This is a genomic window from Halomonas alimentaria (assembly GCF_009902005.1).
In the GTDB taxonomy this organism is placed as follows: domain Bacteria; phylum Pseudomonadota; class Gammaproteobacteria; order Pseudomonadales; family Halomonadaceae; genus Halomonas; species Halomonas alimentaria.
This window is the reverse complement of record NZ_WUTT01000001.1, coordinates 407,313-429,655: the sequence shown is the minus strand read 5'-3', so window position 1 is coordinate 429,655 and position 22,343 is coordinate 407,313. Positions and strand designations below refer to the sequence as shown.

The following is a 22,343-nucleotide window of genomic DNA, read 5'->3' as shown; positions in this document are numbered from 1 at the left end:
TCACACCTCCTCACACGTCGGCGATGTTCAGGCTGATGGGCAGGTAGCGGCCGTTCTCGTCGCGCTTGTAGACGCGCACGTAGCTCTTGGAGCCGGTGACCTGCACGGCGTCGGCGATGGCATCCATGGCCCGCAGCCATCGCGGGTCCTGGATGTTGAGCCGGCGTAGACCGAGCACCTGACCGGTGCGGATGTTGCCGGCGCTGTCCACGCGGAAGGCGTCCTGGACGATGGTGGCGATCTCGGGCCGGGCGTCGGCGGTCCACTCCTTGAGGCACTCGTCGATCAGCCCCTTGGCGGCCTGCAGGCGCTCGTCGAAGGTGATGTGCTCCTGGATGGCGCGGATCACCTTGTACTGGCCGTCGAAGCTGGTGAGCTGCACGTTGCCCTTCTTGCCGCCGATCTGGACGTCGTACTCCTGGGCGCTGGTCTCGACGAAGGCCTCGATCTCGGAAAAGACGTCGCCCTTGAAGTCGCGCAGCTCGTCACGCAGCTCGCAGGCGCGGTCGACGATGGAGAGCACGAACTCGTCGCGCAGCTTGTCGACCTCCTTGATCTGGTCCTCGGGTACCAGCCGGCCCTTGGCGTCCTGGCGGAAGCCCTCGGGCACGCTGTCGGCGATGGGGGTCTTGGCGTTCATGGTCAGGCTCCTCGCTTGGTGAAGTCGGATTGGCCACCGCGCGGGAAGCGGTGGTGATGCAGCGGTTCGATGAAGGCGCCGTTGCGGCGCGGTAGATGGGCGATGTCGCGCTCCACGGTGGCTTCGGCGTGGCGCCACTGGGCGATCAGCTCGCGCCAGCACTGGTAGTTGGCGGGCAGCGCCGTGGGTGCGGTGCTGGCCCCGGCAGGGGCCAGGCCGGTATCCCAGGCCCACCACAGGCGCAGGGCGGCGGCCTGCTGGGCGGGCAGAGGGGGCTCGGGCTCCAGGGCCAGGCGCTCGAAGCGCGCCGGGTTGGCCAGGTACTGCTCGAGGGTGACGCCGTGTCGCGCCAGGCGCAGGGCGATGAAGCGGTCGGCGTAGTGCTCGAGGGTGGCGTCGCTATAGGTCCGCATGATGGGCCTCCAGCAGTTCACTCAGGGCGGTATGGGTGTAGGCGCAGCCGCAGTGCTCAATGATCAGCTCCAGGTCGCGGCGCGGCAGGCTGACCATGTCGCGGTCGTGGCGCTCGCCGAGCTTGCGGATGGCCAGCACCGGGCGGTTGCAGTCGGCACAGCGGTGGTCGAGGGTGAACTCGTTGCTGCCCAGCGGGCCGCACTGGGGGCAGGCGTAGCGCGGCTGGTAGGCGATGCGCGGCGCCTGGTAGGGGTTGCGGATGATGGGTTGCTCGCTCATGACTCGCCTTCCTCGGGGCGCGGCGCGCCCTCCAGCAGTTGGCTGATGGATTGCTTGCCGCGGCGCGGGGCCGCTGCCTGCTCGCCGGTCCGGGGCCTTCCGCCCTGGGCGGCCAGGCGGCGGTGCTCGGCGAGTACGTCCTCGGTGGAGCGCTCGCGCACGGCGTTAGAAGGCGGCGTGCTGGCCCCGCTTCTAACGGCCTCTTCCTTGCGCTTCTCGGCCTCGGCGTCGAGCCGGTCGGCCTCGCTGGCGACGATCTCGAACAGGTAGCCGTGGCCGGAGAGCGGTAGCTTGCTGGGCGGGCGCTCCAGGAGCTTGTCCAGGGCGGCGATCCACGCCTGCAGAGGCGCCGGGCGGCTGACGCCCTTGCGCTCGATGCGACCACTGACGATCACGTCGCGCAGCTCGGTGAGCAGGCGCACCGCCTTGGCCCCGGCCAGCGCCCGGCTGGGCGGCCGGTGCAGGCCGAGGTAGCGCACCACGCGCGGGCCGAGGATGGCGGGGATCTCCAGCGCGGCGGCCAGCGCCTGGTTGTGCTCGCCCTGGGTGACGAACGCCGCCAGCTCGGCGGAGAGCCCACACTCGGGGCAGATGCCACGGATGGTCATTGGTCACCTCCATCGCGAGCCAGCCAGGCTCGCTTTTCGGCAGCATTAGCGGGACGATCAAGGAGCGTGACCATCTCAACGTCGTGGTCGTGATCTTCTTCGCAGGCGTGATCCTCGACCCGCTGTTGAGCCAGCCGCGCCGCTTCTTCCTCGTTCCGAGCGGCGACGACTACAGTGCGAGACTCATGCTCGGTAACCAGGTAGGTCACACTCACCTCGTAAGCCTGCAGATGCTTATCGAGCGGGAGCATGATCGGGCTCTCGTCATCGAACATGTCCGGGTGTGATGGGCCCGGGATCAGAGCGGCATCGGTCATGACTCACCTCCCTTGGCGTCCTGCCCGCGGCCGTTCTCGCACTTCGGGTTGTGCGGGCAGCCCTGGCAGGTGCGCCAGATGCGCATCGCCATGGGGTTGTGGGTGGGAGCCGGACGGTCGCGGAACTCGCGGCAGGCCTCGGCGCTGATGCGCTGGCCCTGGGCGGGGCAGTCGCGGCCATCCAGGGCGGCCAGCACACGGCGCTCGATGCCGGCGGTGCTGGGGCTGGAGTAGTTGTTGGCCAGGCACAGCGACACGGCGGTGCGCGAGATGCCGATGCGCTTGCCGGCCTCGGTGCGGTTGCTGGCCTGCACCTCGCTGGCCAGCAGGCGGATCCAGCGCGGCGGCTCGGGGCCCCAGGCGGAAAGATCCACCGGACGAGGGTTGCGGGGACTCATTCGGCACCTCCTTCCACGCTGGGATCGCGGCTGTACACCACCTCGCCGAGGTTGGGGTCGAACAGCTGCTTGACGCGCTGGATCATCGGCGGGCGCGGACCGCTCCAGCGGCTGGGCACCAGCCGATAGCGGGCGGCTACGGCGGGGCCGGCCTGGCGGGTCAGGCGCAGGTAGCCGGCGCGCTCCAGGTAGTGGCAGTACTCGACGGCACTGGCCTCGGCTACCGGCACCCGGTGCGTGCTGGCGGCATCGGCCAGCTCGGCGGCGCTGAACTCGCCGAGGATCTTGAGCGTGCGCCACAGCTGCTCGCGGGCCAGGCCCTGGGTGACGTGGCGGCCTTGCTTGGTGACCCGCGGGGCTTCCACGCCCACGTCGCGGGCCAGGCGATAGCGCACCGCCTCGCCGCTCTTGCTGGGCTCCGCCAGGCGCTCCAGGTAGCCGGCGCGCTCCAGGCCCACCAGGTAATCGCGCACGCGGCCCCTGGGGGTTTCGGGCGGTAGCACCAGCCATACGTCACGGATGGTGATCGGCTCGCCGGACAGGTGCAGGCAGCGCAGGGTCTCCCACATGGCCTGGCGGTCTCCCTTGGGGCCCTGGGCCTCGAGATGGACGGGCTTGCGTGACATGCTCAGCCCCTCCGTGCCGGCGCTTGGCCGGTGTGGATGTCGCGATCGCCCCAGGTAGCGAGGTCGACACGGGCCCAGCCGTTGGCCAGGGCCTCGCTGTGGATCTGGTAGAGGTTGACCGCGACCCGGCGCAGGCAGCCGCGCACCCGAGTGTTGACCCGCTCGAGCAGGTCGGCGCCGATCTCGATGTCGGGATAGCTCTTCTCGGCCAGCAGCTGCACGTCGTCGAGGCTGGCTTCCTGCGCCGGCACCCACTCCAGCACCCGGTTGTGCAGGCGCTCCAGACGCTTGCTCATGGCGGTGGGCACGTGTTCCTCGCCGATCAGCACCAGGGTGCCCTGACTGGCCTCGTAGAGGTCGGTGATGATGTTGGCGGCGCTCTTCTCGATGACGTACTGGACGTCATCGATGATCAGCGGTCGGCCGGACCGACTGAGCTGCTCGGCGACCTGGTCGATCATCTCGTTCAGCGTCTTCATGGGGGTGATGCCCATCTCGCGGAGCATCGCCTGCACGAAGGCCTTGCGAGTGAAAGATTCCCTGCACTGCAGGTAGTAGGCGCGATGCAGGTTGGCGGTGTAGGCGGCGGACAGGCTCTTGCCCAGGCCGCTGAAGCCGTACATCACCGCGACCCCGGGCAGCTCGGGAGGCCGGTTCATCACGTTCTCGACGGCGGTGGCCAGGAGGCCCACGTTGGTCAGTGGTACAATGGCGTTGACGCTCATATCAGTCCTCACTTGCTTGGGTGTCATGGGCCATGCGCTTACATGGCCCGCCGGGTGCCGGGGGATTGCCGTCCCTCGGCATCCATCACGCGCTGGATGGCGCGGAATCCTGTCGTCTTCGGGTAGCTCGCCCACCACGTCTTCTCCTGCTCGCCGAGCACCTCGCCGGCGCGCTGACGCGCGTCCAGCTGTTGCCACAGGCGGTAACGTTGGGTGGGGTCGCGGGGGATCTCGAAGCGCTCCGCCTGGGGTGCGGCCAGCTCACGGGCCTTGGCCCGGCCGGCCTCGAGGCGGCGATCGTCATAGGTGCTCTCGGTGGCCGGCTCGAGGGTGCGGATCTCGACGTCCTGGCCGGTGATGGTCTTGGCTTTCTTGACCAGGCGGTTGAGCTGGCCGGCCTCGCGCTTGTCGGCGGCGCGCTGGATCATGCTGGCGGGCATCGCCGGGGTGGCGTTGCCGTCGAGCAGAGCCTCGCCGATCCACTCACCCTCCAGGGTGAACACGCCCACGCGGCTGACGTCGCGGTAGTCCCACGCCACCTTCACCTCGTCGCCGTGGAAGTCGGCCAGCTCGCGCAGGAAGTAGAGGCCACCGGCGAAGCGCACCTCGCCGCGGTGGGTCTTGCGGATCTCCTGCGGGCGCATCAGCGAGGCGATGACATCAGCGGGCGCAGTCAGCGCCTCGAAGCCCTCGGCCTCGGCGCTCTTCCAGGCCTCCATGGTGCTCTGGTGGCGACGCTGGCCGGTCTCCAGGTCGCGGATCTTGGGCAGCGCGGAATGCGGCCGATAGTTGTAGGCATCCAGGGCGGCATTCAGCCGGTCGTAGAACTCCTGGAAGGTGGGGATCATCGCCGGTTTGAGGCCTTCCTTGATCGCCTTGCGCGAGAGCTTGTGCACGCGATTGGCGGCCTCGGGGTCCATGTCGGCGCCGATATAGCTGGGCATCTCGCGGGCGAGCTTCACCAGAATGCTCTGGTGCGGACGCTCGATGACGCCGCGGGCCTGAGAGTTGTAGGGCAGCGAGTGAGTGATGGTGCCGCCGAGACGATCGACCACCTCATAGACGCTGGCGTTATCGAAGCCGGAGCCGTTGTCGACGTAGAAGAGGTTGAACATGCCGACGCGGCTGACGGCGTCGCGCAGGGCGTCCAGGGTGGCGAGGGTCGACTCGGCGAGGTTGATGGCGAAGCCGACGATGCGGCGGGTGGCCCAGTCGATGATCATCGTGACCTCGGGGCGGAAGGCCTGGCCGGTCAGCGGGTTGATCACCTCGGCATCGAAGGTGTGGCCGTCGGCCACCCACACGTCGTTGGGCAGCAGGTGCTCGGTCTTGCGGCGCTTGAACGGCTGCAGGGCCTTGAGCTCGCGGGGGCCCATGCGGCCGCGCTCGCGGGCCTCGGGGCTGAGCTTGGCGAGGAAGCGGCGCACCTGGTGGATGCTGGGGTGAGGGCCTTCGGTCTGCTCGACCAGCTGCTGGTAGGCGGCCTCGACGCTGGGCTTCTGCGGGCGCTGGTAGCGCTTGAGGAACTCCCCCGCCCAGGGCGGCATGCTCATGTCCGCCTTGCGACGCTTGGGCGCCAGGCCGCGCTCGCCCTCCTTCCTGAAGGCGGAAACCCAACGCTTGAGGGTGCGCTCGCTAAGGGTGCGGGTCTCGCTCTTGCGGTCGTTGGCGACCACCACACGTTCGGCGAGGTAAGGCGTTAGATCACCGGCCTTGGCCAGGGCGACTAACGTCTCGATGGCCTGCTGCTGGCTGACCAGCTGGCTCATGCGCTCGATCTCGCGCACGAAGGCGACCCGGGCACTCATCACCCGGCGCTGGGTATCGGTGAGGCGCAGGGTGTCGACCGCGGCTGGCTGAGCTTCTGCGGCGGGCTCGGTGTTCTCGGGCTCAGGCGCGCCATGGCCCACACTGCGGGCGATCAGCGCTTGCTGGGTCTCCGCCGGCAGCACGGCGAAGGCGTACTCCAGGGCCTTGGTTCCGAGACGACGTTGGCCTTCCCAGCCTTCGCGTTCCGCAGCCTTCTTCACGCCGCGATCGGTGCCGGGCATGCCGGGCAGCCCGGCCAGCTCCCTGGCGGTGTACCACCCGCGGGTGAGATTGGAGGTCTGGCAGTTCATTCCTCTTCTCCCATCAGCCGCTTCAGCTCGCGCATATCGGCCTTGAGCTGGTCCATCATCCTCTGGCGCTTGCCGTACTCGGCCGCCAGCGCTTCGCGACCATAGGCCACGCGCCCGCCGCGCTGGTGCACCAGCCAGTCGGTGAAGGCATGGCTGTGGCACACCTCCTCGAGCAGGGGCACGCGGTAAAGGGGGATGTTGTGATCGACCCGAGCAGGAGAGCTCCAGGCGTCTAGCATGTGCTTGGAGACGTCATCGCCGGAGAGGCGGCTCATCTGGGCGGCGATCTCATGGCGATCCGCCGGTGTGTCCTTGAGCACCTCTCCCACAAGCTCGCTCACCAGGGCGGCATAGTTGCCGCATCCCGGAGTTGGGATCACCGGGCGCGGTACCTCGAAGAGGTCAAGCGTTTCGGTATCGTTGACACGTCTCATGGTCACGCCTCCCGCGCCAATTGACGGTGCGCGATAGCGTTAGAGTCGCTATCCTGTGCGGAATAGCGGCGCGAAGATGAAGTGGTGCTGGCACGCTTTTCCGCGCGATTGGGCCGCTGCCGTGCCGGAGTGCCGTCGGCATTCCAGCGCTCTGGCCAAATCTGAGTCGGCGCCAGAGACAACTTCTTTGCGATCGCTCGCTCCATTCTTGGGTATGGGACGTACTTGGCTAGCTGCACGGCACTACCCGACACCTCCAGCTCACCAGCCAACCGGCTGAGGCTGGATCCCTTGCTACGCAGCTGGTACTTGATCCATTCCCAGCGCTGATGGGGGTTCCGTGGAATGTCGGGCTTCATGGCGTCACCTCGGTGGCGTTTTTCTGGCGTGTCTAACCTGGCACTTGCCATAAACACTAGCCCTAACTTGGTTAGCTATCAACCCATATTTGGAGTTCTCTTTCCTCAAATTGCCCGAGGCGCAACCAAACTTGGCGACAACCAAATGAAATCAGGTGCTTAGATGGAAACGGAACTGGACGAGAAAGAACCAAACCCGGTTCCGAATCCCACAGATGGAATCGGAACTCGAATCGCTGAGGTGGCAGACCGCATCGGCAGCCGGAAGGCAGCGGCTAAAGCCGCTGGGGTGTCGGTATCTACGCTGAACCGATGGACCACCGGTGAGTCAGTACCCGTTCTTGCGGGAGTCGCAAGGCTGTGCATGGCTGCTGGGGTATCACTGGATTGGGTGGCTTATGGCGATGAGATGGCTAGGGCGATGCACAAGGTGTGCGCAGCCACCGGAGATGAGCAAGAGCACGCCTTGCCAGGCGTGGCAGAGCTACACGATCTGGGTAAGGCTTCCGGTGCATTCGAGGACCACCTAGACATTGAGGACTACGCTCTGGTCCCCCTCTACGACGCTCAATGCAGCGCTGGAGATGGAGCCTGGAACGAGAACTGCCAGGTGCTCACTCACCTGGCCTTTACCCGTCACAGCCTGCGGAAGCAGGGCCTCACCCCGGAGCACCTCTCGGCGATCCGCGTGGATGGCGATTCCATGGAGCCGGTGCTCGAGGCGGGTGACACCGTTCTGATCGACCACACCAGGACGACCATCGAGGGCGAAGGCATCTACATAATCCGCTTGGACCATCACCTCTACGCCAAGCGGCTGCAGCGCAGCTTCGACGGGGTGGCAGTGATCAGCGAGAACCCGGCCTACCGGGAGATCCAGGTTCCCCGCGATCGCCTCGACGAGCTGGAGATCATCGGCCGCGCCGTCTGGGCTGCGGGCTGGCTGTGACATAGCGGTGCCAAACACCCAGCAAAAAGGGCCGCCTCGCATTGAGACGGCCCTTTTCTTGATTCGCGCACCTTTGGCACCGGTTCTGTTTATCTGACCCCTGCTTTATACCCTGCCCGGCCCGCTAAGATGCCTGTATTTCAGCCACTTGCGGCACTTCTCGTCACGAATAGTCCCACTTCATCGTTTGTTGTCCCACATTCCCTCGCCGGTGCCATATCGACTGCTAACCCACACTGACCTTGTGGGAGACGCTGCCGAACATCATCCCACGCACGTCGCTGAGACCGCGGCTGCCCATCACGATGACATCGGCAGTGACCTTCTCGGCCTCCTCGTTGATCAACTCGGCAGGGCGCCCCTGGCGCACGCTCTCCTCCACCTCCAGTCCGCTCAAGTCGACCGCGTCACGCGCCTGCTCGATCACCTTGTGGGCTTCCTCCTTCATGCCCGCAGCGAGCTTCTCGCGCTCCGCCTCGGAGAACGGTTCGGCGGTGCCGCCGGTGAACAGCCCGATATTGTCCGGCGGAAACTCCGCCACGGTCATCAGGTGCAGCTTCGCCGTCCCGCCACGCGCCAAAGAGGCAGCGACATTCAGCGCCTTGATGGCGTGCTCGGAACCGTCGAGGGGCACCAGAATGGTCTTGAACATGAGAAGTCTCCTGCAGTGGCGGAAAGAACCGGGGGCGGTGACTCCCCCTCTCACTTCAGCATAGTGCCCGAGCGCCGCTTCGCCTTGTCCTGCGTCAAACCTCCTCCGGGCCAGGGGCCTGGGTCACGCCGCCCAGCCGAAGCCGAGCAGCGGCATCGCCAGGGCGAAGACCACCGCCACGATCACCACCAGCGCCGCCAGGCTGACCAGTGCCCCGGCGCGCACCATCTCCGCCACGCTGAGCTGGCCACTGGCGAAGACCACGGCGTTGGGCGGGGTGGCCACCGGCAGCATGAAGGCGCAGCTCGCCGCCATGGCCACCGGCACCGAGAGCAGCAGCGGGCTGTGGCCGAGGCTGACCGTCAGCGAGGCGGTGAGCGGCAGGATGGCGGCGGCCGTCGCGGTGTTGCTGGTCATATGGCTCATCGCCATCACCACCAGCGCCACCATGGCCACCAGCCCCCAGGTCGGCCAGCTTCCGAACACGGCCAGGCCCTCGGCGACTGCCGCGGCCAGACCGCTGGACTCGATGGCGGTCCCCAGGCTCAGCCCGCCACCCACCATGATCAGCACACCCCACGGCAGGTTGGCCGCGGCATCCCAGTCCATCAGGAACTGACGCTGGCGCCAGCGTGCCGGTACCACGAACAGCAGCACGGCGGCGGTAACCGCGATGCCGGCATCACTGAGCGGCACCTCCAGCCAGGCCTCGAGCAGTGGGCGAAACACCCAGGCCAGGGCGACCAGGGCGAAGATGGTCGCCACCCGCCGCTCCGGGCGCGTCATCCGCCCCAGGTCGCGGGCCTGCTCCTCGAGCATGGCGGCGACCCCGGGCAGCTCGCTGCGCCCCACCGGGTAGATCCAGCGGGTGAGCAGCCACCAGGACAGCGCCAGCAGCAGCATCGCGGGAGGCAGCGCCACCGCCATCCACTGGGCGAAGCCGATCTCGATGCCATAACTGTCGGCCATGAAGCCGGCCAGCAGGGCATTGGGTGGCGTGCCGATCAGGGTTCCCATGCCGCCGATATTGGCGCCCAGGGCGATCCCCAGCAGCAGGGTCAGCGCCATATGATGGCTGCCCCCCTCGCCACCGCGCTGCTTGAGCATCTCCAGCAGCGAGAGGCCGATAGGCACCATCAGCGCCGCGGTGGCGGTGTTGCTCACCCACATGCTCAACGCGGCGGTGGCGGCCATGAAGCCTGCCACCAGGTGATCGGGGCGGCGCCCCGCCACGCGCAGCACCAGCATGGCGATGCGCCGATGCAGCCCCCAGCGCTGGATCGCCTCGGCCAGCAGGAAACCACCCAGGAAGAGAAATATCAGCGGGTTGGCGTAGGGGGCGGCGACATCCTCGATGGACGCCACCTCGAGCAGCGGCAGCAGCACCAGCGGCAGCAGCGCCGTCACCGCGATGGGTACCGGCTCGAGCACCCACCACACGGCCATCCAGGCGGTCAGCGCCACCACCCGCCAGGCCGGTTCGGACAGCCCCTCCGGGGCGCCCAGCATCAGCAGCAGCCCCGCCAGCAGCGGCCCCAGCAGCAGGCCGAGCGGCACCTTGAGCCGCGCCAGCCGGGACTCCTGCTGCGACTCAGTCGTCATCGCCGAGGCCCCGGAGCCGGGCCTTGCGTTCCCGGTTGCGCCGATACAGCCGCACCAGGGCGATCCACAGTGCCGCCACCACCATGGCGGCCAGGGTCCAGCCCTGCCAGGGGCGCGCGGCGTCCCCCATCACGGTCTCCAGGGTGATGATCAGGATGAAGCCCAGCGCCTGGCTGGCAATGGCCAGGGCACGCAGGGTGTCGAAGGCGGACTTGGCCATGGCGGCTCCCGGTAGCGGATGCGTCGGATGACAGTCCCGTCCGCCGGCAGTAGGCTTGGCGGGGTCCGGGATCGGCTGCGCCACAGTGTAACCGCTCGTCACTCGCTCGCCGACCCTGCCCTCAAGGAGTCACGCCCCATGGATGCCATCGCCCTCGGCCCCGTCCTGCTCTCGCTGCCGCGCCTCTACGCCTTCGTCGCCGCCCTGCTGCTGCTCGCCACCAGCGCCTGGCTGCTGGGCCTGCCACGGCGCATCCACGCCCGCTGGTTCAATGGCCTGCTGCTGGCCTGGCTGATCGGCGCCAGGGTCGGCCATGTGGCCCTGCATCTGGACGCCTATGCCGCCGCCCCGCTGGACGCCCTCAAGCTGTGGCAGCCGGGCTATCACGGGCTGTGGGGACTGATGGCCGGGCTGATCTGGACCGGCTGGGCGCTGCGCGAGCACCTCGGCCGGCTGGTGGGGGCCATGGCCATGCTGGTGGTGGTCTCGGCACTGTGGCTGGCCACCGTCACCCTGGCACCCTTCGGTGGCGGCATGGTGCTCAAGCAACTGCCCGACATCGCCCTGGAGGACCTCGACGGCAACACGGTCAACCTGCGCGAGCTCGAGGGCGAGCGGGTGGTGCTCAATCTGTGGGCCACCTGGTGCCCGCCCTGCCTGCGCGAGATGCCACTGTTAGCCGAGGCCGATGCCCGGGAGGATGTCACCGTGGTGGTGGCCAACCAGGGCGAGTCGCTGCTGCAGGTGGTGCGCTACCTGGACGACCAGGAACTCGACTTCCGCTACGCCCTGCTCGACCCCCACCAGGAGCTGATGGTGCTCAGCGAATCACCGGGGCTCCCAACCACGGTGCTGTTCGATGCTGAAGGCCGCGCCGTGGAGCGCCATGTGGGCGAGCTCACCCGCGCCCAGCTGGATAGCTGGCTGGGCCGGGAGAAGTAGCAGGGCTATCACGGCTAATCATCCGGCAATAGCGAAAGGCGCCGGGAAAGCCTTGAGCTGCGGATAGCCCTGCGAGGTAGTCCCACGCTTAAGCCGCGACGGGCTTTGCTGTAAGATACCGCGCCCTGTCCCCGGGCCGCCCGTTTCCCGCGGCCGTGAGCGCACCCTGTTACAGCATCCTCGAGGCATCATGAGCGACTTCTCCCCCGGCCAGCGCTGGATCAGCGACGGCGAGGCCGAACTGGGCCTTGGCACCATCCTCAGCTGCGACGCCCGCAGCGTCACCGTGCTGTTTGGCGCCAGCCAGGAAACCCGCACCTACAGCAGCCGCCAGGCACCGCTGACCCGCGTGGCCTTCGGTAGTGGCGACCGCATCCGCGCCGCCGAGGGCTGGACGCTGACCGTCGATGACACCAAGGAGGTCGGCGGCCTGATCGTCTACATCGGCGAGGATGACCAGGGCGAGCTGCGTGAACTCCCCGAGGCGCGCCTGGCCGACAGCATGCAGTTCGACCAGGCCCGCGACCGCCTGCTCACCGGCCAGGTCAACCGCAATGACTGGTTCGACCTGCGCTTCCGCACCCTGCACCACTATCACCGCGTGGAGCAGAACCCGGCGCTGGGCCTGGCCGGCCCGCGCATCGACCTGATCCCCCACCAGCTGTATATCGCCGACGAAGTCTCCCGCCGCCACGCCCCGCGGGTGCTGCTGGCCGACGAGGTGGGGCTGGGCAAGACCATCGAGGCAGGGTTGATCCTGCACCGCCTGCTGCTCACCGGCCGCGCCGAGCGGGCGCTGATCCTGGTGCCGGCGAGCCTGACCCACCAGTGGCTGGTCGAGCTGCTGCGCCGCTTCGCCCTTGAGGTGACCCTGCTCGACGAGCAGCAGAGCCAGGCCCACGGCGACACCAACCCCTTCGAGGCTGGCCAGCTGGTGCTGGCCAGCCAGGACTGGCTGTTCGCCAATCCCCACCGCCAGTCCCAGGCAGAGGCCTGCGCCTGGGATCTGCTGATCGTCGACGAGGCCCACCACCTGGACTGGAGCGAGGAGCAGGTCGGCCCCGGCTACGCCTGCGTGGAGCGCCTGGCCGCCGAGAGCGAGGGCCTGCTGCTGCTCACCGCCACCCCGGAACAGATGGGCATGGAGAGCCACTTCGCCCGCCTGCGCCTGCTCGACCCCGACCGCTACCACAGCCTGGCCTCCTTCCGCGAGGAGGAGTCCCACTACGTGGAGGTGGCCGAGGCGATCGACGCCCTGGAGCGCCTGCCCGGTGCGGATGCCGACCGCGAGCGCATCGCCGCGGTGATCGACGAGCCCGACAGCCTGGCGCTGCTCGCCACCCTGGCCAACCCCGAGGCCGACGCCGCCCAGCGCGACACCGCCCGCCACCAGCTGCGCGACCAGCTGCTCGACCGCCACGGCACCGGCCGGGTAATGTTCCGCAACAGCCGCCGCCACGTGGGCGGCTTCCCCGAGCGGCGCCTGCATGTCACCGAGCTTGCGCCCCCCGCCGCCTATCGCCGGGTGCTGCGCAAGCTGGGCCACGACGAGGAGTACCTCGACGACCTGCTGATCGAGACCGGCCTCGACCACCCCGAGGTGCTGATCTACCTGGACGCCATGTACCGCGCCCTGGCCGACGACCCGCTCAACGGGGAACCCTGGTGGCAGATCGACCCGCGGGTCAGCTGGCTGCTCGAGCGACTGGCCGATGACGCCGCAGGGGGGCTGGCCGGCGACAAGGTGCTGGTGATCGCCCATAACCGCGAGACCGCCGAGGGGCTGGCCGAGGCACTGCGCGTGCTGGGGGGCTACCACGCCCCGGTGTTCCACGAGGGGCTTTCGCTGGTGGAGCGCGACCGCGCCGCTGCCGCCTTCGCCGACGAGGAGGAGGGCTGCCAGGTGCTGGTGTGCTCGGAGATCGGCTCCGAGGGGCGCAACTTCCAGTTCTGCCGCCACCTGGTGATGTTCGACCTGCCGCTGCATCCCGACCAGCTGGAGCAGCGCATCGGTCGCCTGGATCGCATCGGCCAGCGCCACGCCATCGAGATCCACGTTCCGGTGTTCGCGGCCAGCCCCGGCGCGAAGCTGCTGCGCTGGTTCCGCGACGGCATGGACTCCTTCAGCGCGCCCCACGGCATCGGCAGCGAGATCTTCGATGCCTTCGGCGATGCCCTGGCCGACGCCCTGCTCGACGACGAGGCCCTCGAGGAGGTGATCACGGAGACCCGGGCGCTGTTCGAGAGCCGCCTGACCGAGCGTGAGGCCGGCCGCAATCGCCTGCTGGAGCTCAATGCCTGCCGGCACGAACGTGCCGAGGCGGTGGCCGCGGCGATCGGTGAACTGGACGAGGACCGTGCCCTGCCCCGCTACCTGGACCTGGCGCTGGATATCTTCGGCGTCGACAGCCAGGAGCTGGGCGGCGGCATCCAGCACCTGGTGGCCGGGCCGCAGATGCTCGACGGCCTGCCGGGACTGGCCAAGGGCGAGGAGGGTTTCTCGGCCACCTACTCGCGGGCGCGGGCGCTGGCCCGGGACGACGTCCAGCGGCTCTCCTGGGAACACCCCATGGTGCGCGAGATGATGGGCCGCATCCTCGACGGCAGCATGGGCAACACGGCACTCGCGCTGCTCCGGCATCCGTCGCTGCCGCCCGGGCGGGTGATGGTGGAGCTGATCTACCGCACCCACTGCCCGGCGCCGAAGAAGCTGCACCTGAACCGCTTCCTGCCGCCCACCGCGGTGCGCGTGCTGCTCGACGAGTCCGGCGCCAACCTGACCGACAAGATCTCCTTCACCGGGCTCTCGAAGAATCTGCAGAAGGTCAAGAAGGCGATGGCCCGGGACCTGATCCGCAGCCGCCTGGAACAGCTGCGCGAGTTGCTCGACCGCGGCGAGGGCGAGGCGGAGCGCGAACTGCCCTCCATCGTCGAGGCGGCCCAGGGGCGCATGCGCGAGGAACTCGATGGCGAGCTGTCACGCCTCACCGCCCTAGCGCGGCGCAACCCGGCGGTGCGCGACGACGAGCTCGCGGCGCTGCGCGCCGAGCGCGCCGCTCTGGACGAGGCCATCGAGGGCACCCGCCTGCGCCTGGACGCCGTGCGGGTGATCGTGACTGTAGGGGAAGAAACAAGGTAGACGGGGCTGTCCCCGGCGCCGCTTGGCCGCTTGGCCACTACCCCAGAATATCGGCCAGGGCGGCTTCCAGGGTCTGGTACTCGAAGCGGAAGCCGGCCTCCTGGAGTCGCTTCGGACGCATGTCGGCGCCGGTCAGCAGCAGCCGCGCCATCTCGCCGAAGGCGGTCTCCAGCACGATCGCAGGTACCGGAAAGAGCGCTGGTCGCCCCAGCTGCTTCGCCAGGGTGCGGGTGAACTCGGCGTTGGTGACCGGGTGCGGTGCGCTGCCGTTGAAGGGCCCCTCCAGATCATCACGCTCGAGCAGGAAGAGGATGGCGCGCACCAGGTCCTCGCGGTGCACCCAGGGCATGAACTGCTTGCCGCTGCCGAAGCGCCCACCCAGCCCCAGCTTGAAGGGCGGCAGCATCTTCTGAAGGCTGCCGCCGCCCTGGTCGAGTACCAGGCCGATGCGCAGCCGGACGACCCGTACACCGAAGGCTTCGGTCTCCCGGGCAGCCTCCTCCCAACGCCGGCAGAGACGGTGGGCGAACTCGTCGTGGGGCGGCGTCTCCTCGGTCACCTCGCGGCTCCCCTGGTCCCCGTAGTAACCCATCGCCGACGCGGAGACCAGCGCGCGGGGCAGCCGCCCGCCGGTCTGCTGCAGCTGCTCGCAGAGACCCACCAGCTCGCGGGTGGCGTTCAGCCGCGAGTCGAGCAGCTTCTCCTTCTGGTCGTCGCTCCAGCGCTTGGCGGCGATGGACTCGCCGGCCAGGTTGACCAGGGCCTCGGGCGGGGTGTCTACGAAGTCCAGCGCCGAGCGCCGCACGTCCACCGCCTCGGGGAGTCGACCCCGCGCCGCGGCGGGATCCCGCGAGACCACCTGCACCCGGTGCCCCGCCTCCACCAGCCGCTGGCACAGACGCTGGCCCACGAAACCGCTTCCTCCGGTGATCAGCACGCGCATCTGGGTCTCCTCGTATCCGTGATGAGTTATACAGCTGTTGTACACTTCTGCTAGTCTAGCGGAAAACCATCCTCGAGGGTGCCATGACTCAGCCTCAGAACAATACCGCCATCATCGGTGCCGGCATCGCCGGCCTGGCCTGTGCCCGGGCGCTGGCTGCCGCCAGCCGGCCGGTGACCCTGTTCGACAAGGCCCGGGGCCCGGGAGGCCGCATGTCCAGCCGCCGGCTGCCCGAGGCCACCCTGGACCTGGGCGCCCAGTTCCTCAGCGTGCGCGACGCCACCTTTGCCGACGCCTTAGAGGGGTGGCAGGCGTCAGGCTGCCTGGCCGAATGGCCCACTTCGTTGTGGTCCGCCGCCGAGGATGGCTGGCACCGCCATCGTGACGATCTGCTGCGGCTATGCGGCACCCCGCGCATGAGCGCGCTCACCCGCCACCTGGCAGAGGGACTCGAGCTTCACGCCGGGACCCATATCGAGCGACTCGAAGGCGACGCCCGGTCGTGGTGGCTGGTGGACACCGAAGGCAGGCGTCACGGCCCCTTCACACAGGTAGTCGTCGCCACCCCCACGCCCCAGGCCCGGACACTGGTGGCACCTCACGATGCGGCCCTGGCCGAGGCCTGCGCGGCGGTGATCCAACGCCCCTGCTGGGCCGCCTGGGTGCTGTTCGATGCGCCGTTGCCAGGGCTGCCCGAGGTGGACCACGACTGGCAGGCGGTGCGCCTGGCGGATCCGGCGCTACGCTTCGTGGTTCGCAACCATCTCAAGCCTGGCCGCCACGACCAGGGGGAGAGCCTGACCCTGCTGGCCAACCTCGAATGGAGCGAGGCACGCCTCGAGGATGGCCCCGAGACCATCGCCGAGGCACTACTCGACGCCTTCCAGCGTGGCCTGCCCGGCGATGTCACCCTGCCCGAGCCCAGCGCCATGGGCGCCCACCGCTGGCGCTACGCCCAGCCCGATGTCTTCGCCACGGGCGAGGCGGTCAACCTCGACTACCGCATCTCCGGCAACGGCCTGGCGCTGTGCGGGGATAGCTGGCGCGGCCCCCGCATCGAGGACGCCTGGCTCTCCGGCCACCACCTGGGCGAGGTCCTGGCCAGCGAGCCAAACCGATCCCCTTTATCCACCCCTGATGCATCACGCCGCAAAGGACATCTTGCGCCATGACTGAGCCGACCCAGCACGGCGGCGAGACTCCGCTCTACCCCATTCGAGAGGTGTCGCGCCTCACCGGCGTCAATTCCGTGACCCTGCGCGCCTGGGAGCGCCGTTACGGGCTGATCAAGCCACGCCGCACACCCAAGGGGCATCGCCTCTATGCTCGCGAGGATATCGAGCGGGTGGAGCAGATCCTGCAGTGGCTCAACCGCGGGGTGCCGGTGAGTCAGGTACGTGAGCTGCTCGACCGTCCCGACATCGCCGAGCCCGAGGCAGCGCCCCCCGCCCCAGGCGACTGGCCCGCACAGCGCAGCCGCCTGGTCGTCGCCGTGGAGGCACTGGATATCACGCGACTCGAGACCCTCTATGCCGAGTCGCTGGCGCTCTATCCGGTGACCACCTGCGTGGTCGAGCTGTGGGCGCCGGCAATACGCGAGCTGGAGGAACGCTGGGGCGAGCGGCTGGGTGACGAGCTGCAGCGCCGCACCCTGGAGTCCTTCCTGCGCACGCGCATCGGCATGCGCCTCTATCACGGCAATGCCCTCGTCGAGGGGCCCACCCTGTTGGCCATGCCGCTGCCCGACGACCCCGGTACCCTGTGGCTGCTGCTGGCCGCGCTGGTGGCCGGCGACCGTGGCCTGAACGTGCGGCTGCTCGACGTCGCGCCACCGCTGGGCGAACTGCCCCTGGCGGTGGAGCGCCTGAGCGCCAGCGGCGTTCTGCTGGCCGGCAGCCATGCCGGGCGCACCGACCTGATCCGCCGCCAGTTGCCGCGTCTGGCGGAACAGCTGGCGGTCCCCCTCGGGCTGTGTGGCCCGGTGGCACGCATTCGACAGGCCGACCTCGACGACAGCGGTGTGGCGGTGCTGGGAGATGACCTCGGCGAAGCGATCACCCGGCTGCAGACCCTGCTTCCCATTGCCTGACAAGGACGACTGACGGAGCGACCATGACGCCGACCCTGATGTGGTTTCGCAGCGACTTGCGCCTGCATGACAACCGCGCCCTGGCAGCGGCGTCCCGGCGCGGCCCGGTAGTGGCGGTGTATCTACGCGCCCTGCCCCACTGGCAGCGCCACGGCCACGGCGCCAATCAGCTCGACTTCCGCGCCCGGGGCGTGGCCGCCCTGAAGGAGGACCTAGAGGGGCTCAATATCCCGCTGCTGCACCGCGATATCGACGACTTCGCCGAGGCCCCCGAGACGCTGTTGGCCATCGCCCGGGAGACCGGCGCCAGCGGGCTGCACTTCAACCGCGAGTACCCGGTGGACGAACTCGCCCGGGACGCCGCGGTGATCGAGGCCCTCCAGGCGGCGGGACTCGAGGCCCATGGCCATCACGACGCCGTGGCCTTTGCGCCGGGGGAACTGCTTACCGGCAAGGGGGACTACTACGGTGTCTTCACCCCCTTCTCCCGAGCCTGGCACCGCCGCCTCGACGCCGAGCGCCTGGCGCTCAGCGACACCCCTGTCCCCCAGGCACCCACCGGTATCGAGAGCGACCCGCTGCCCGCACTGCCCGAACTCGCCGACACCCCCATCGATGGCCGCCAGTGGCCCGCCGGAGAGGCGCCGGCCGCCGACCGCCTGGAACGCTTCCTGCGCTTCCGTGGCCGCCATTACGCCAGCCAGCGCGACTTCCCCGCCATCCGCGGTACCAGCGAACTCTCTCCCTACCTGGCGCTGGGCATGATCTCCCACCGCCAGTGCCTGCAGGCGGTGCTTGCCGAGAATGACGGCAGCCTGGGCGAGGGCGATGCGGGCCTGGCCGCCTGGGTCAACGAACTGGTGTGGCGGGAGTTCTACCGCCATGTGGCGGTGGGCTTCCCGCGGGTCTGCCGCCACCGCCCCTTCCAGCGCCATACCGAGGCGCTGGCCTGGCGCGACGACGAGTCGGGCTTCGCCGCCTGGTGCGAGGGGCGCACCGGCTATCCCGTCGTCGATGCCGCCATGCGTCAGCTCGTCGCTACCGGCTGGATGCACAATCGCCTGCGCATGATCACCGCCATGTTCCTCTCGAAGCACCTGCTGGTCGACTGGCGCCGCGGCGAGGCTTTCTTCCTGCGCCACCTGGTGGATGGCGAGTTCTGCGCCAACAACGGTGGCTGGCAGTGGGCCGCTTCCACCGGAACCGATGCGGCTCCCTACTTCCGCATCTTCAACCCCACCACCCAGTCTCAGCGCTTCGACCCCGAGGGCCGCTTCATCGCCGAGTGGCTGCCGGAACTCGCCGCGCTGCCCGCCAAGGCGCGCCACGCTCCGCCCCGGGACCTGCTGGGAAGCAGCGGCTATCCGCCCCCCATCGTCGATCACAAGGCGGCACGGGCCCGGGCCCTGGATGCCTTCAAGGCCCTCAAGGCCGACTGACACCACCCCGCGGAGAGATGCCATGTCGGACGATGCCCAGCTGGAAGCCTTCTGCAGTTTCTTCAATAAGCTCGACAAGAGCTGTACAGAAAGGCTCTACGAGTTCTATACTCCAGATGTCGTCTTTCAGGATCCGCTGCACCGTATCGAGGGCGCGGAGTCGCTGGAACGCTACTTCGCCACCTTGTACAGAAACGTTACATCGTGCCGATTCGACTTCCACGAGCGGCAACGTAGCGGTAGGGAAGCCTTCGCCACCTGGACCATGCACCTGGAGCATCCCCGGCTGGACAAGGGGCGTGCAATCGCGGTGGAGGGGTGTTCTCACCTCACCTTCGCGGAGGACGGCAGCGGCCGGATCGCCCGCCATCGCGACTACTTCGATGCCGGCGCCCTGCTCTACGAACGGCTGCCCCTGTTGGGCGGCACCATACGACTGATCAAGCGCCAACTCGACGCCTGAAGGCAGCGGCCTCGGGCGCGGCAACCACCACCCGGAGGCTCCATGTCCGACCCCCAGCGCATCTGGCTCACCGGCGCCACCTCGGGCATCGGCCGCGCCCTGGCCGAACGCCTGCTGGCCCGCGGCGACCGTGTGGCGCTCAGCGGACGCGACGCGGCGGCCCTCGACGAACTGGCCGCCGGCCACGACAACGCCCTGGCGCTGCCCCTGGACGTCACCGACCGTGCCGCGGTGCGCAATGCGGGCCAGCAACTCGAGGCGGCCTTCGGCGGACTCGACCTGGTGATCCTCAACGCCGGCACCTGCGAGTACCTCGACGCCCGCGACTTCGACACCGACCTGGTGGAGCGGGTCTTCGCCGCCAACTTCCATGGGGCGATCCACTGCATCGATACCGCCCTGCCGCTGCTGCGCCGCGCCCGGACCCAGGGGGGCCGGCCGCTGCTCGCCGCCACCTCAAGTGCCGCAGCCTACCTGCCGCTGCCCCGGTCCGAGGCCTACGGCGCCTCCAAGGCCGCGTTGAGCCACTTCCTGGAAGCGCTGCGCCTGGACCTGGACGCCGAGGGGATCGACGTCAGCGTGATCCATCCCGGCTTCGTCAGGACTCCGCTCACCGACCGCAACGACTTCGCCATGCCGATGCGGATCGAGGTCGACCAGGCCGCTGAAGCGATCCTCGCGGGCCTGGCCCGGCACCGCCTGGACATCCACTTCCCGCGCCGCTTCACCCTGCTGGTCAAGCTGGCGGGCATCCTGCCCGCTCCCCTGCGCTATCGACTGGGGCGGCGCCTGGCGCGGCCCGAGACCGCCACAGAGACCCGCCCATGAATGCTCGCTCTCCCCATGCCATGGCCCGCCAGCGTATCGCCATGGATAGCCGGCAGGCCACCATGTCCAAGCGGCGCGTTGCCGTGGTCGGCAGCGGCATCGCCGGCATGGCCGCCGCCTGGTACCTGTCGGGTCGACATGAGGTGACGCTGTTCGAGGCTGATACCCGCCTGGGTGGCCATACCGCCACCGTGGATGTGGAGCTCGAGGGTCGCCACTACGCCATCGATACCGGCTTCATCGTCTTCAACGACTGGACCTATCCGCACTTCCAGCGGCTGATGCAGCGCCTCGGAGTACTCACCCAGCCCACCGAGATGAGCTTCTCGGTACACGAGACGAGCCGAGACTTCGAGTACAACGGCCATACCCTGACCAGCCTGTTCGCCCAGCGCCGCAACCTGTTGCGCCCCAGCTTCTACGGCCTGCTGCGCGAGATCCTGCGCTTCAATCGCGAGGCGATACGGGCCATGGATGACGGCACGCTCGACCCCGCCATGACGCTGGGTGAGTGGCTCGAGAGCAACGCCTTCGGCGAGGCCTTCCAGCGCCGCTACCTGCTGCCCATGGGGGCGGCGATCTGGTCGGCGAGCCTGAGCGACCTGCGCGACTTCCCGCTGCAGTTCTTCGTGCGCTTCTTCCGCCACCACGGCCTGCTTTCGGTCAACGACAGGCCCCAGTGGCACACCCTGGTCGGCGGTTCGCGCAGTTATATTCCGCTGCTCACCGCGCCCTATGCGAGCCGCATCCGCCTGTCGACACCGGTGCGCGGCATCCGCCGGCTGGCCGACGGCGTGGCGCTGCGCAGCGACCTCGGCGTGGAGCACTTCGACGAGGTGGTGCTGGCCTGCCACGCCGACCAGGCGCTGGCGCTGCTGGAGGACCCGAGCCCCGCCGAGCACGAGATCCTCGGCGCCCTGCCCTACCAGGACAACGAGGTGGTGTTGCATACCGACACCCGCCTGCTGCCGCGGCGGCCTCGCGCCTGGGCGAGCTGGAACTACCGCCTCGACGGCCGCGACGAGGCGGCCAGGGTCTCGGTGACCTACGACATGAACATCCTGCAGCGCCTGGAGGCGCCCCACACCTTCTGCGTCACGCTCAATGACAGCGACGCCATCGCGCCGGAGAAGGTGCTGGGCCGCTTCACCTACGCCCACCCCCAGTTCACCCTGGCCGGCGAGGCGGCCAAGGCGCGCCACGCCGAGATCTCCGGCGCCGCCTTTCGCACTCACTACTGCGGCGCCTACTGGCGCAACGGCTTCCACGAGGACGGCGTCTGGAGCGCCCTGCGCGTGGCCCATGCCCTGGGTGGTGACGAGGCGGGGCCCGAGGGAGTCGCGGAGTTGCTGAGCCCGGTGGCAAGGGAGGCCGAGCACGCATGATCGCCACGCCCCGCTCACGCATCTACCGCGGAGAACTGCGCCATCGCCGCTTCCTGCCGCGCGAGCACGCCTTCAGCTATGGGGTGTGGATGGCCTGGCTCGACCTCGACGAGCTGCCTGAACTGTTCGACGGGGTACCCGGTTTCAGTGCCCGGCGCCCCGCGCTGGCGCGCTTCCGTCGCGAGGACTACCTGGCTCCCCACAACCGGCCATTGAAGCAGGCGGTGCGCGAGGAGCTCGTGCGGCAGCTGGGCGACGCCCCCGACGGCCGCATCTGCCTGCTGACCCAGCTGCGCACCCTGGGCCTGGGCTTCAATCCCATCTCGCTCTACTACGCCTTCGACGCCGCGGGCGCGCTGCGCGCGGTGCTGGGTGAGGTGAGCAACACGCCCTGGGGGGAGCGCACCCGCTACGCCTGCGCGGTGGACCCGGCCCGCCACTCCCACGGGGCCGAGTTCGCCAAGGCGATGCACGTCTCGCCCTTCAATCCCATGGACATGATCTACCGCTGGCGCTTCAACACCCCCGGCGAGCGCCTGCTGATGCATATGGAGAACTGGCGCGAGGGCGAATGCCACTTCGATGCCACCCTGACCCTGACGGCCAGTCCCGCTACCCGTCGCGTGTTGCTGGGCACCCTGGCCCGCCAGCCGTGGATGAGCGCCAAGACCCTGGCCGGCATCCATTTCGAGGCGCTGCGCCTGTGGGCCAAGCGCGTGCCGATCCATGACCATCCCGGCGCCGACGCCGACCGTTCGTAGGAGAGACCGAC

25 protein-coding genes are annotated in these 22,343 nt (G+C 68.8%); 10 read left to right on the top strand and 15 right to left on the bottom strand.

Translation table 11 applies throughout. The features are described 5' to 3' along the window. Positions 1 to 10 precede the first annotated feature (10 nt). Genes GRB96_RS02095 through GRB96_RS02045 form a run of 11 tightly spaced genes read right to left on the bottom strand, consistent with a single transcriptional unit; the run spans position 11 to position 6,920 of the window. On the bottom strand, positions 11 to 640 hold the full coding sequence (locus tag GRB96_RS02095) for a DUF3164 family protein (RefSeq protein ID WP_161430225.1): 630 nt from the start codon (positions 638 to 640) through the stop codon (positions 11 to 13). Positions 641 to 642: 2 nt separating this feature from the next. Then, positions 643 to 1,053: a hypothetical protein gene (locus GRB96_RS02090; RefSeq protein WP_161430224.1), complete on the bottom strand. Its 411-nt coding sequence runs from the start codon at positions 1,051 to 1,053 to the stop codon at positions 643 to 645. Beyond that, a complete protein-coding gene (locus GRB96_RS02085; protein ID WP_161430223.1) occupies positions 1,040 to 1,333 on the bottom strand; it encodes a hypothetical protein in 294 nt (97 codons plus the stop codon). Before GRB96_RS02085 ends, GRB96_RS02090 begins: the two co-directional genes overlap by 14 nt. Further along, positions 1,330 to 1,941 carry an MBL fold metallo-hydrolase gene (locus tag GRB96_RS02080; protein WP_161430222.1) on the bottom strand — a complete coding sequence of 204 codons (612 nt, stop codon included), beginning with the start codon at positions 1,939 to 1,941 and terminating at the stop codon, positions 1,330 to 1,332. Before GRB96_RS02080 ends, GRB96_RS02085 begins: the two co-directional genes overlap by 4 nt. Further along, positions 1,938 to 2,258, bottom strand: a complete 321-nt coding sequence (locus GRB96_RS02075; RefSeq protein WP_161430221.1) for a hypothetical protein — start codon at positions 2,256 to 2,258, stop codon at positions 1,938 to 1,940. The genes GRB96_RS02080 and GRB96_RS02075 overlap by 4 nt, the downstream gene beginning before the upstream one ends. Next, complete coding sequence (locus GRB96_RS02070) at positions 2,255 to 2,656, bottom strand: hypothetical protein (RefSeq protein ID WP_161430220.1); 402 nt, start codon at positions 2,654 to 2,656, stop codon at positions 2,255 to 2,257. The genes GRB96_RS02075 and GRB96_RS02070 overlap by 4 nt, the downstream gene beginning before the upstream one ends. After that, the gene (locus GRB96_RS02065) at positions 2,653 to 3,282 is read right to left on the bottom strand and encodes a hypothetical protein (protein ID WP_161430219.1); all 630 of its coding nucleotides are present in this window, start codon (positions 3,280 to 3,282) and stop codon (positions 2,653 to 2,655) included. Before GRB96_RS02065 ends, GRB96_RS02070 begins: the two co-directional genes overlap by 4 nt. 2 nt (positions 3,283 to 3,284) lie before the next feature. Further along, entirely contained in the window at positions 3,285 to 4,007 is a 723-nt protein-coding gene (locus GRB96_RS02060; protein WP_161430218.1) for an AAA family ATPase, read from the bottom strand. A 38-nt stretch (positions 4,008 to 4,045) separates the two neighbouring features. Next, on the bottom strand, positions 4,046 to 6,127 hold the full coding sequence (locus GRB96_RS02055; protein ID WP_161430217.1) for a DNA-binding protein: 2,082 nt from the start codon (positions 6,125 to 6,127) through the stop codon (positions 4,046 to 4,048). Beyond that, positions 6,124 to 6,561, bottom strand: a complete 438-nt coding sequence (locus GRB96_RS02050; protein WP_161430216.1) for a hypothetical protein — start codon at positions 6,559 to 6,561, stop codon at positions 6,124 to 6,126. The genes GRB96_RS02055 and GRB96_RS02050 overlap by 4 nt, the downstream gene beginning before the upstream one ends. A gap of 2 nt (positions 6,562 to 6,563) precedes the next feature. Further along, positions 6,564 to 6,920: a helix-turn-helix domain-containing protein gene (locus GRB96_RS02045; RefSeq protein WP_161430215.1), complete on the bottom strand. Its 357-nt coding sequence runs from the start codon at positions 6,918 to 6,920 to the stop codon at positions 6,564 to 6,566. 163 nt (positions 6,921 to 7,083) lie between these two features. On the opposite strand from GRB96_RS02045, the gene GRB96_RS02040 reads away from it, so the two are divergent. After that, the gene (locus tag GRB96_RS02040) at positions 7,084 to 7,869 is read left to right on the top strand and encodes a S24 family peptidase (protein WP_161430214.1); all 786 of its coding nucleotides are present in this window, start codon (positions 7,084 to 7,086) and stop codon (positions 7,867 to 7,869) included. Positions 7,870 to 8,095: 226 nt separating this feature from the next. Here GRB96_RS02040 and GRB96_RS02035 read toward each other — a convergent pair whose 3' ends face one another. From GRB96_RS02035 to GRB96_RS02025, 3 genes are all read right to left on the bottom strand, one after another. Next, complete coding sequence (locus tag GRB96_RS02035) at positions 8,096 to 8,521, bottom strand: universal stress protein (RefSeq protein WP_161430213.1); 426 nt, start codon at positions 8,519 to 8,521, stop codon at positions 8,096 to 8,098. 123 nt (positions 8,522 to 8,644) lie between these two features. Then, positions 8,645 to 10,123, bottom strand: a complete 1,479-nt coding sequence (locus tag GRB96_RS02030; RefSeq protein ID WP_161430212.1) for an SLC13 family permease — start codon at positions 10,121 to 10,123, stop codon at positions 8,645 to 8,647. Continuing rightward, on the bottom strand, positions 10,113 to 10,343 hold the full coding sequence (locus GRB96_RS02025) for a hypothetical protein (RefSeq protein WP_161430211.1): 231 nt from the start codon (positions 10,341 to 10,343) through the stop codon (positions 10,113 to 10,115). Before GRB96_RS02025 ends, GRB96_RS02030 begins: the two co-directional genes overlap by 11 nt. Positions 10,344 to 10,481: 138 nt before the next feature. On the opposite strand from GRB96_RS02025, the gene GRB96_RS02020 reads away from it, so the two are divergent. Both GRB96_RS02020 and rapA read left to right on the top strand, forming a co-directional pair. Then, positions 10,482 to 11,285, top strand: a complete 804-nt coding sequence (locus GRB96_RS02020) for a TlpA family protein disulfide reductase (RefSeq protein ID WP_161430210.1) — start codon at positions 10,482 to 10,484, stop codon at positions 11,283 to 11,285. A 190-nt stretch (positions 11,286 to 11,475) separates the two neighbouring features. After that, positions 11,476 to 14,424 carry an RNA polymerase-associated protein RapA gene (gene rapA, locus GRB96_RS02015; protein WP_161430209.1) on the top strand — a complete coding sequence of 983 codons (2,949 nt, stop codon included), beginning with the start codon at positions 11,476 to 11,478 and terminating at the stop codon, positions 14,422 to 14,424. Between the two features lie 37 nt (positions 14,425 to 14,461). Here the strand turns inward: rapA and GRB96_RS02010 are convergent, their stop codons facing one another. Beyond that, positions 14,462 to 15,367, bottom strand: a complete 906-nt coding sequence (locus GRB96_RS02010; RefSeq protein ID WP_161430208.1) for a TIGR01777 family oxidoreductase — start codon at positions 15,365 to 15,367, stop codon at positions 14,462 to 14,464. An 83-nt stretch (positions 15,368 to 15,450) separates the two neighbouring features. Here GRB96_RS02010 and GRB96_RS02005 point away from each other — a divergent pair, with 83 nt between their 5' ends. The 7 genes from GRB96_RS02005 to GRB96_RS01975 all read left to right on the top strand — a co-directional run bounded on the left by GRB96_RS02005 (position 15,451) and on the right by GRB96_RS01975 (position 22,332). After that, positions 15,451 to 16,539: an NAD(P)/FAD-dependent oxidoreductase gene (locus tag GRB96_RS02005; protein ID WP_161430207.1), complete on the top strand. Its 1,089-nt coding sequence runs from the start codon at positions 15,451 to 15,453 to the stop codon at positions 16,537 to 16,539. Next, positions 16,536 to 17,456 (top strand): MerR family transcriptional regulator, encoded by a 921-nt coding sequence (locus GRB96_RS02000; RefSeq protein WP_161430206.1) that lies wholly within the window; start codon positions 16,536 to 16,538, stop codon positions 17,454 to 17,456. Before GRB96_RS02005 ends, GRB96_RS02000 begins: the two co-directional genes overlap by 4 nt. Positions 17,457 to 17,479: 23 nt before the next feature. Continuing rightward, the gene (phrB, locus tag GRB96_RS01995; RefSeq protein ID WP_161430205.1) at positions 17,480 to 18,895 is read left to right on the top strand and encodes a deoxyribodipyrimidine photo-lyase; all 1,416 of its coding nucleotides are present in this window, start codon (positions 17,480 to 17,482) and stop codon (positions 18,893 to 18,895) included. 22 nt (positions 18,896 to 18,917) lie between these two features. Beyond that, complete coding sequence (locus tag GRB96_RS01990) at positions 18,918 to 19,358, top strand: nuclear transport factor 2 family protein (RefSeq protein WP_161430204.1); 441 nt, start codon at positions 18,918 to 18,920, stop codon at positions 19,356 to 19,358. Between the two features lie 42 nt (positions 19,359 to 19,400). Then, positions 19,401 to 20,186 carry an SDR family NAD(P)-dependent oxidoreductase gene (locus GRB96_RS01985; protein ID WP_161430203.1) on the top strand — a complete coding sequence of 262 codons (786 nt, stop codon included), beginning with the start codon at positions 19,401 to 19,403 and terminating at the stop codon, positions 20,184 to 20,186. A 62-nt stretch (positions 20,187 to 20,248) separates the two neighbouring features. Then, positions 20,249 to 21,571: an NAD(P)/FAD-dependent oxidoreductase gene (locus GRB96_RS01980; RefSeq protein WP_420841780.1), complete on the top strand. Its 1,323-nt coding sequence runs from the start codon at positions 20,249 to 20,251 to the stop codon at positions 21,569 to 21,571. Then, positions 21,568 to 22,332: a DUF1365 domain-containing protein gene (locus tag GRB96_RS01975; RefSeq protein ID WP_161430202.1), complete on the top strand. Its 765-nt coding sequence runs from the start codon at positions 21,568 to 21,570 to the stop codon at positions 22,330 to 22,332. The genes GRB96_RS01980 and GRB96_RS01975 overlap by 4 nt, the downstream gene beginning before the upstream one ends. Positions 22,333 to 22,343 lie beyond the last annotated feature (11 nt).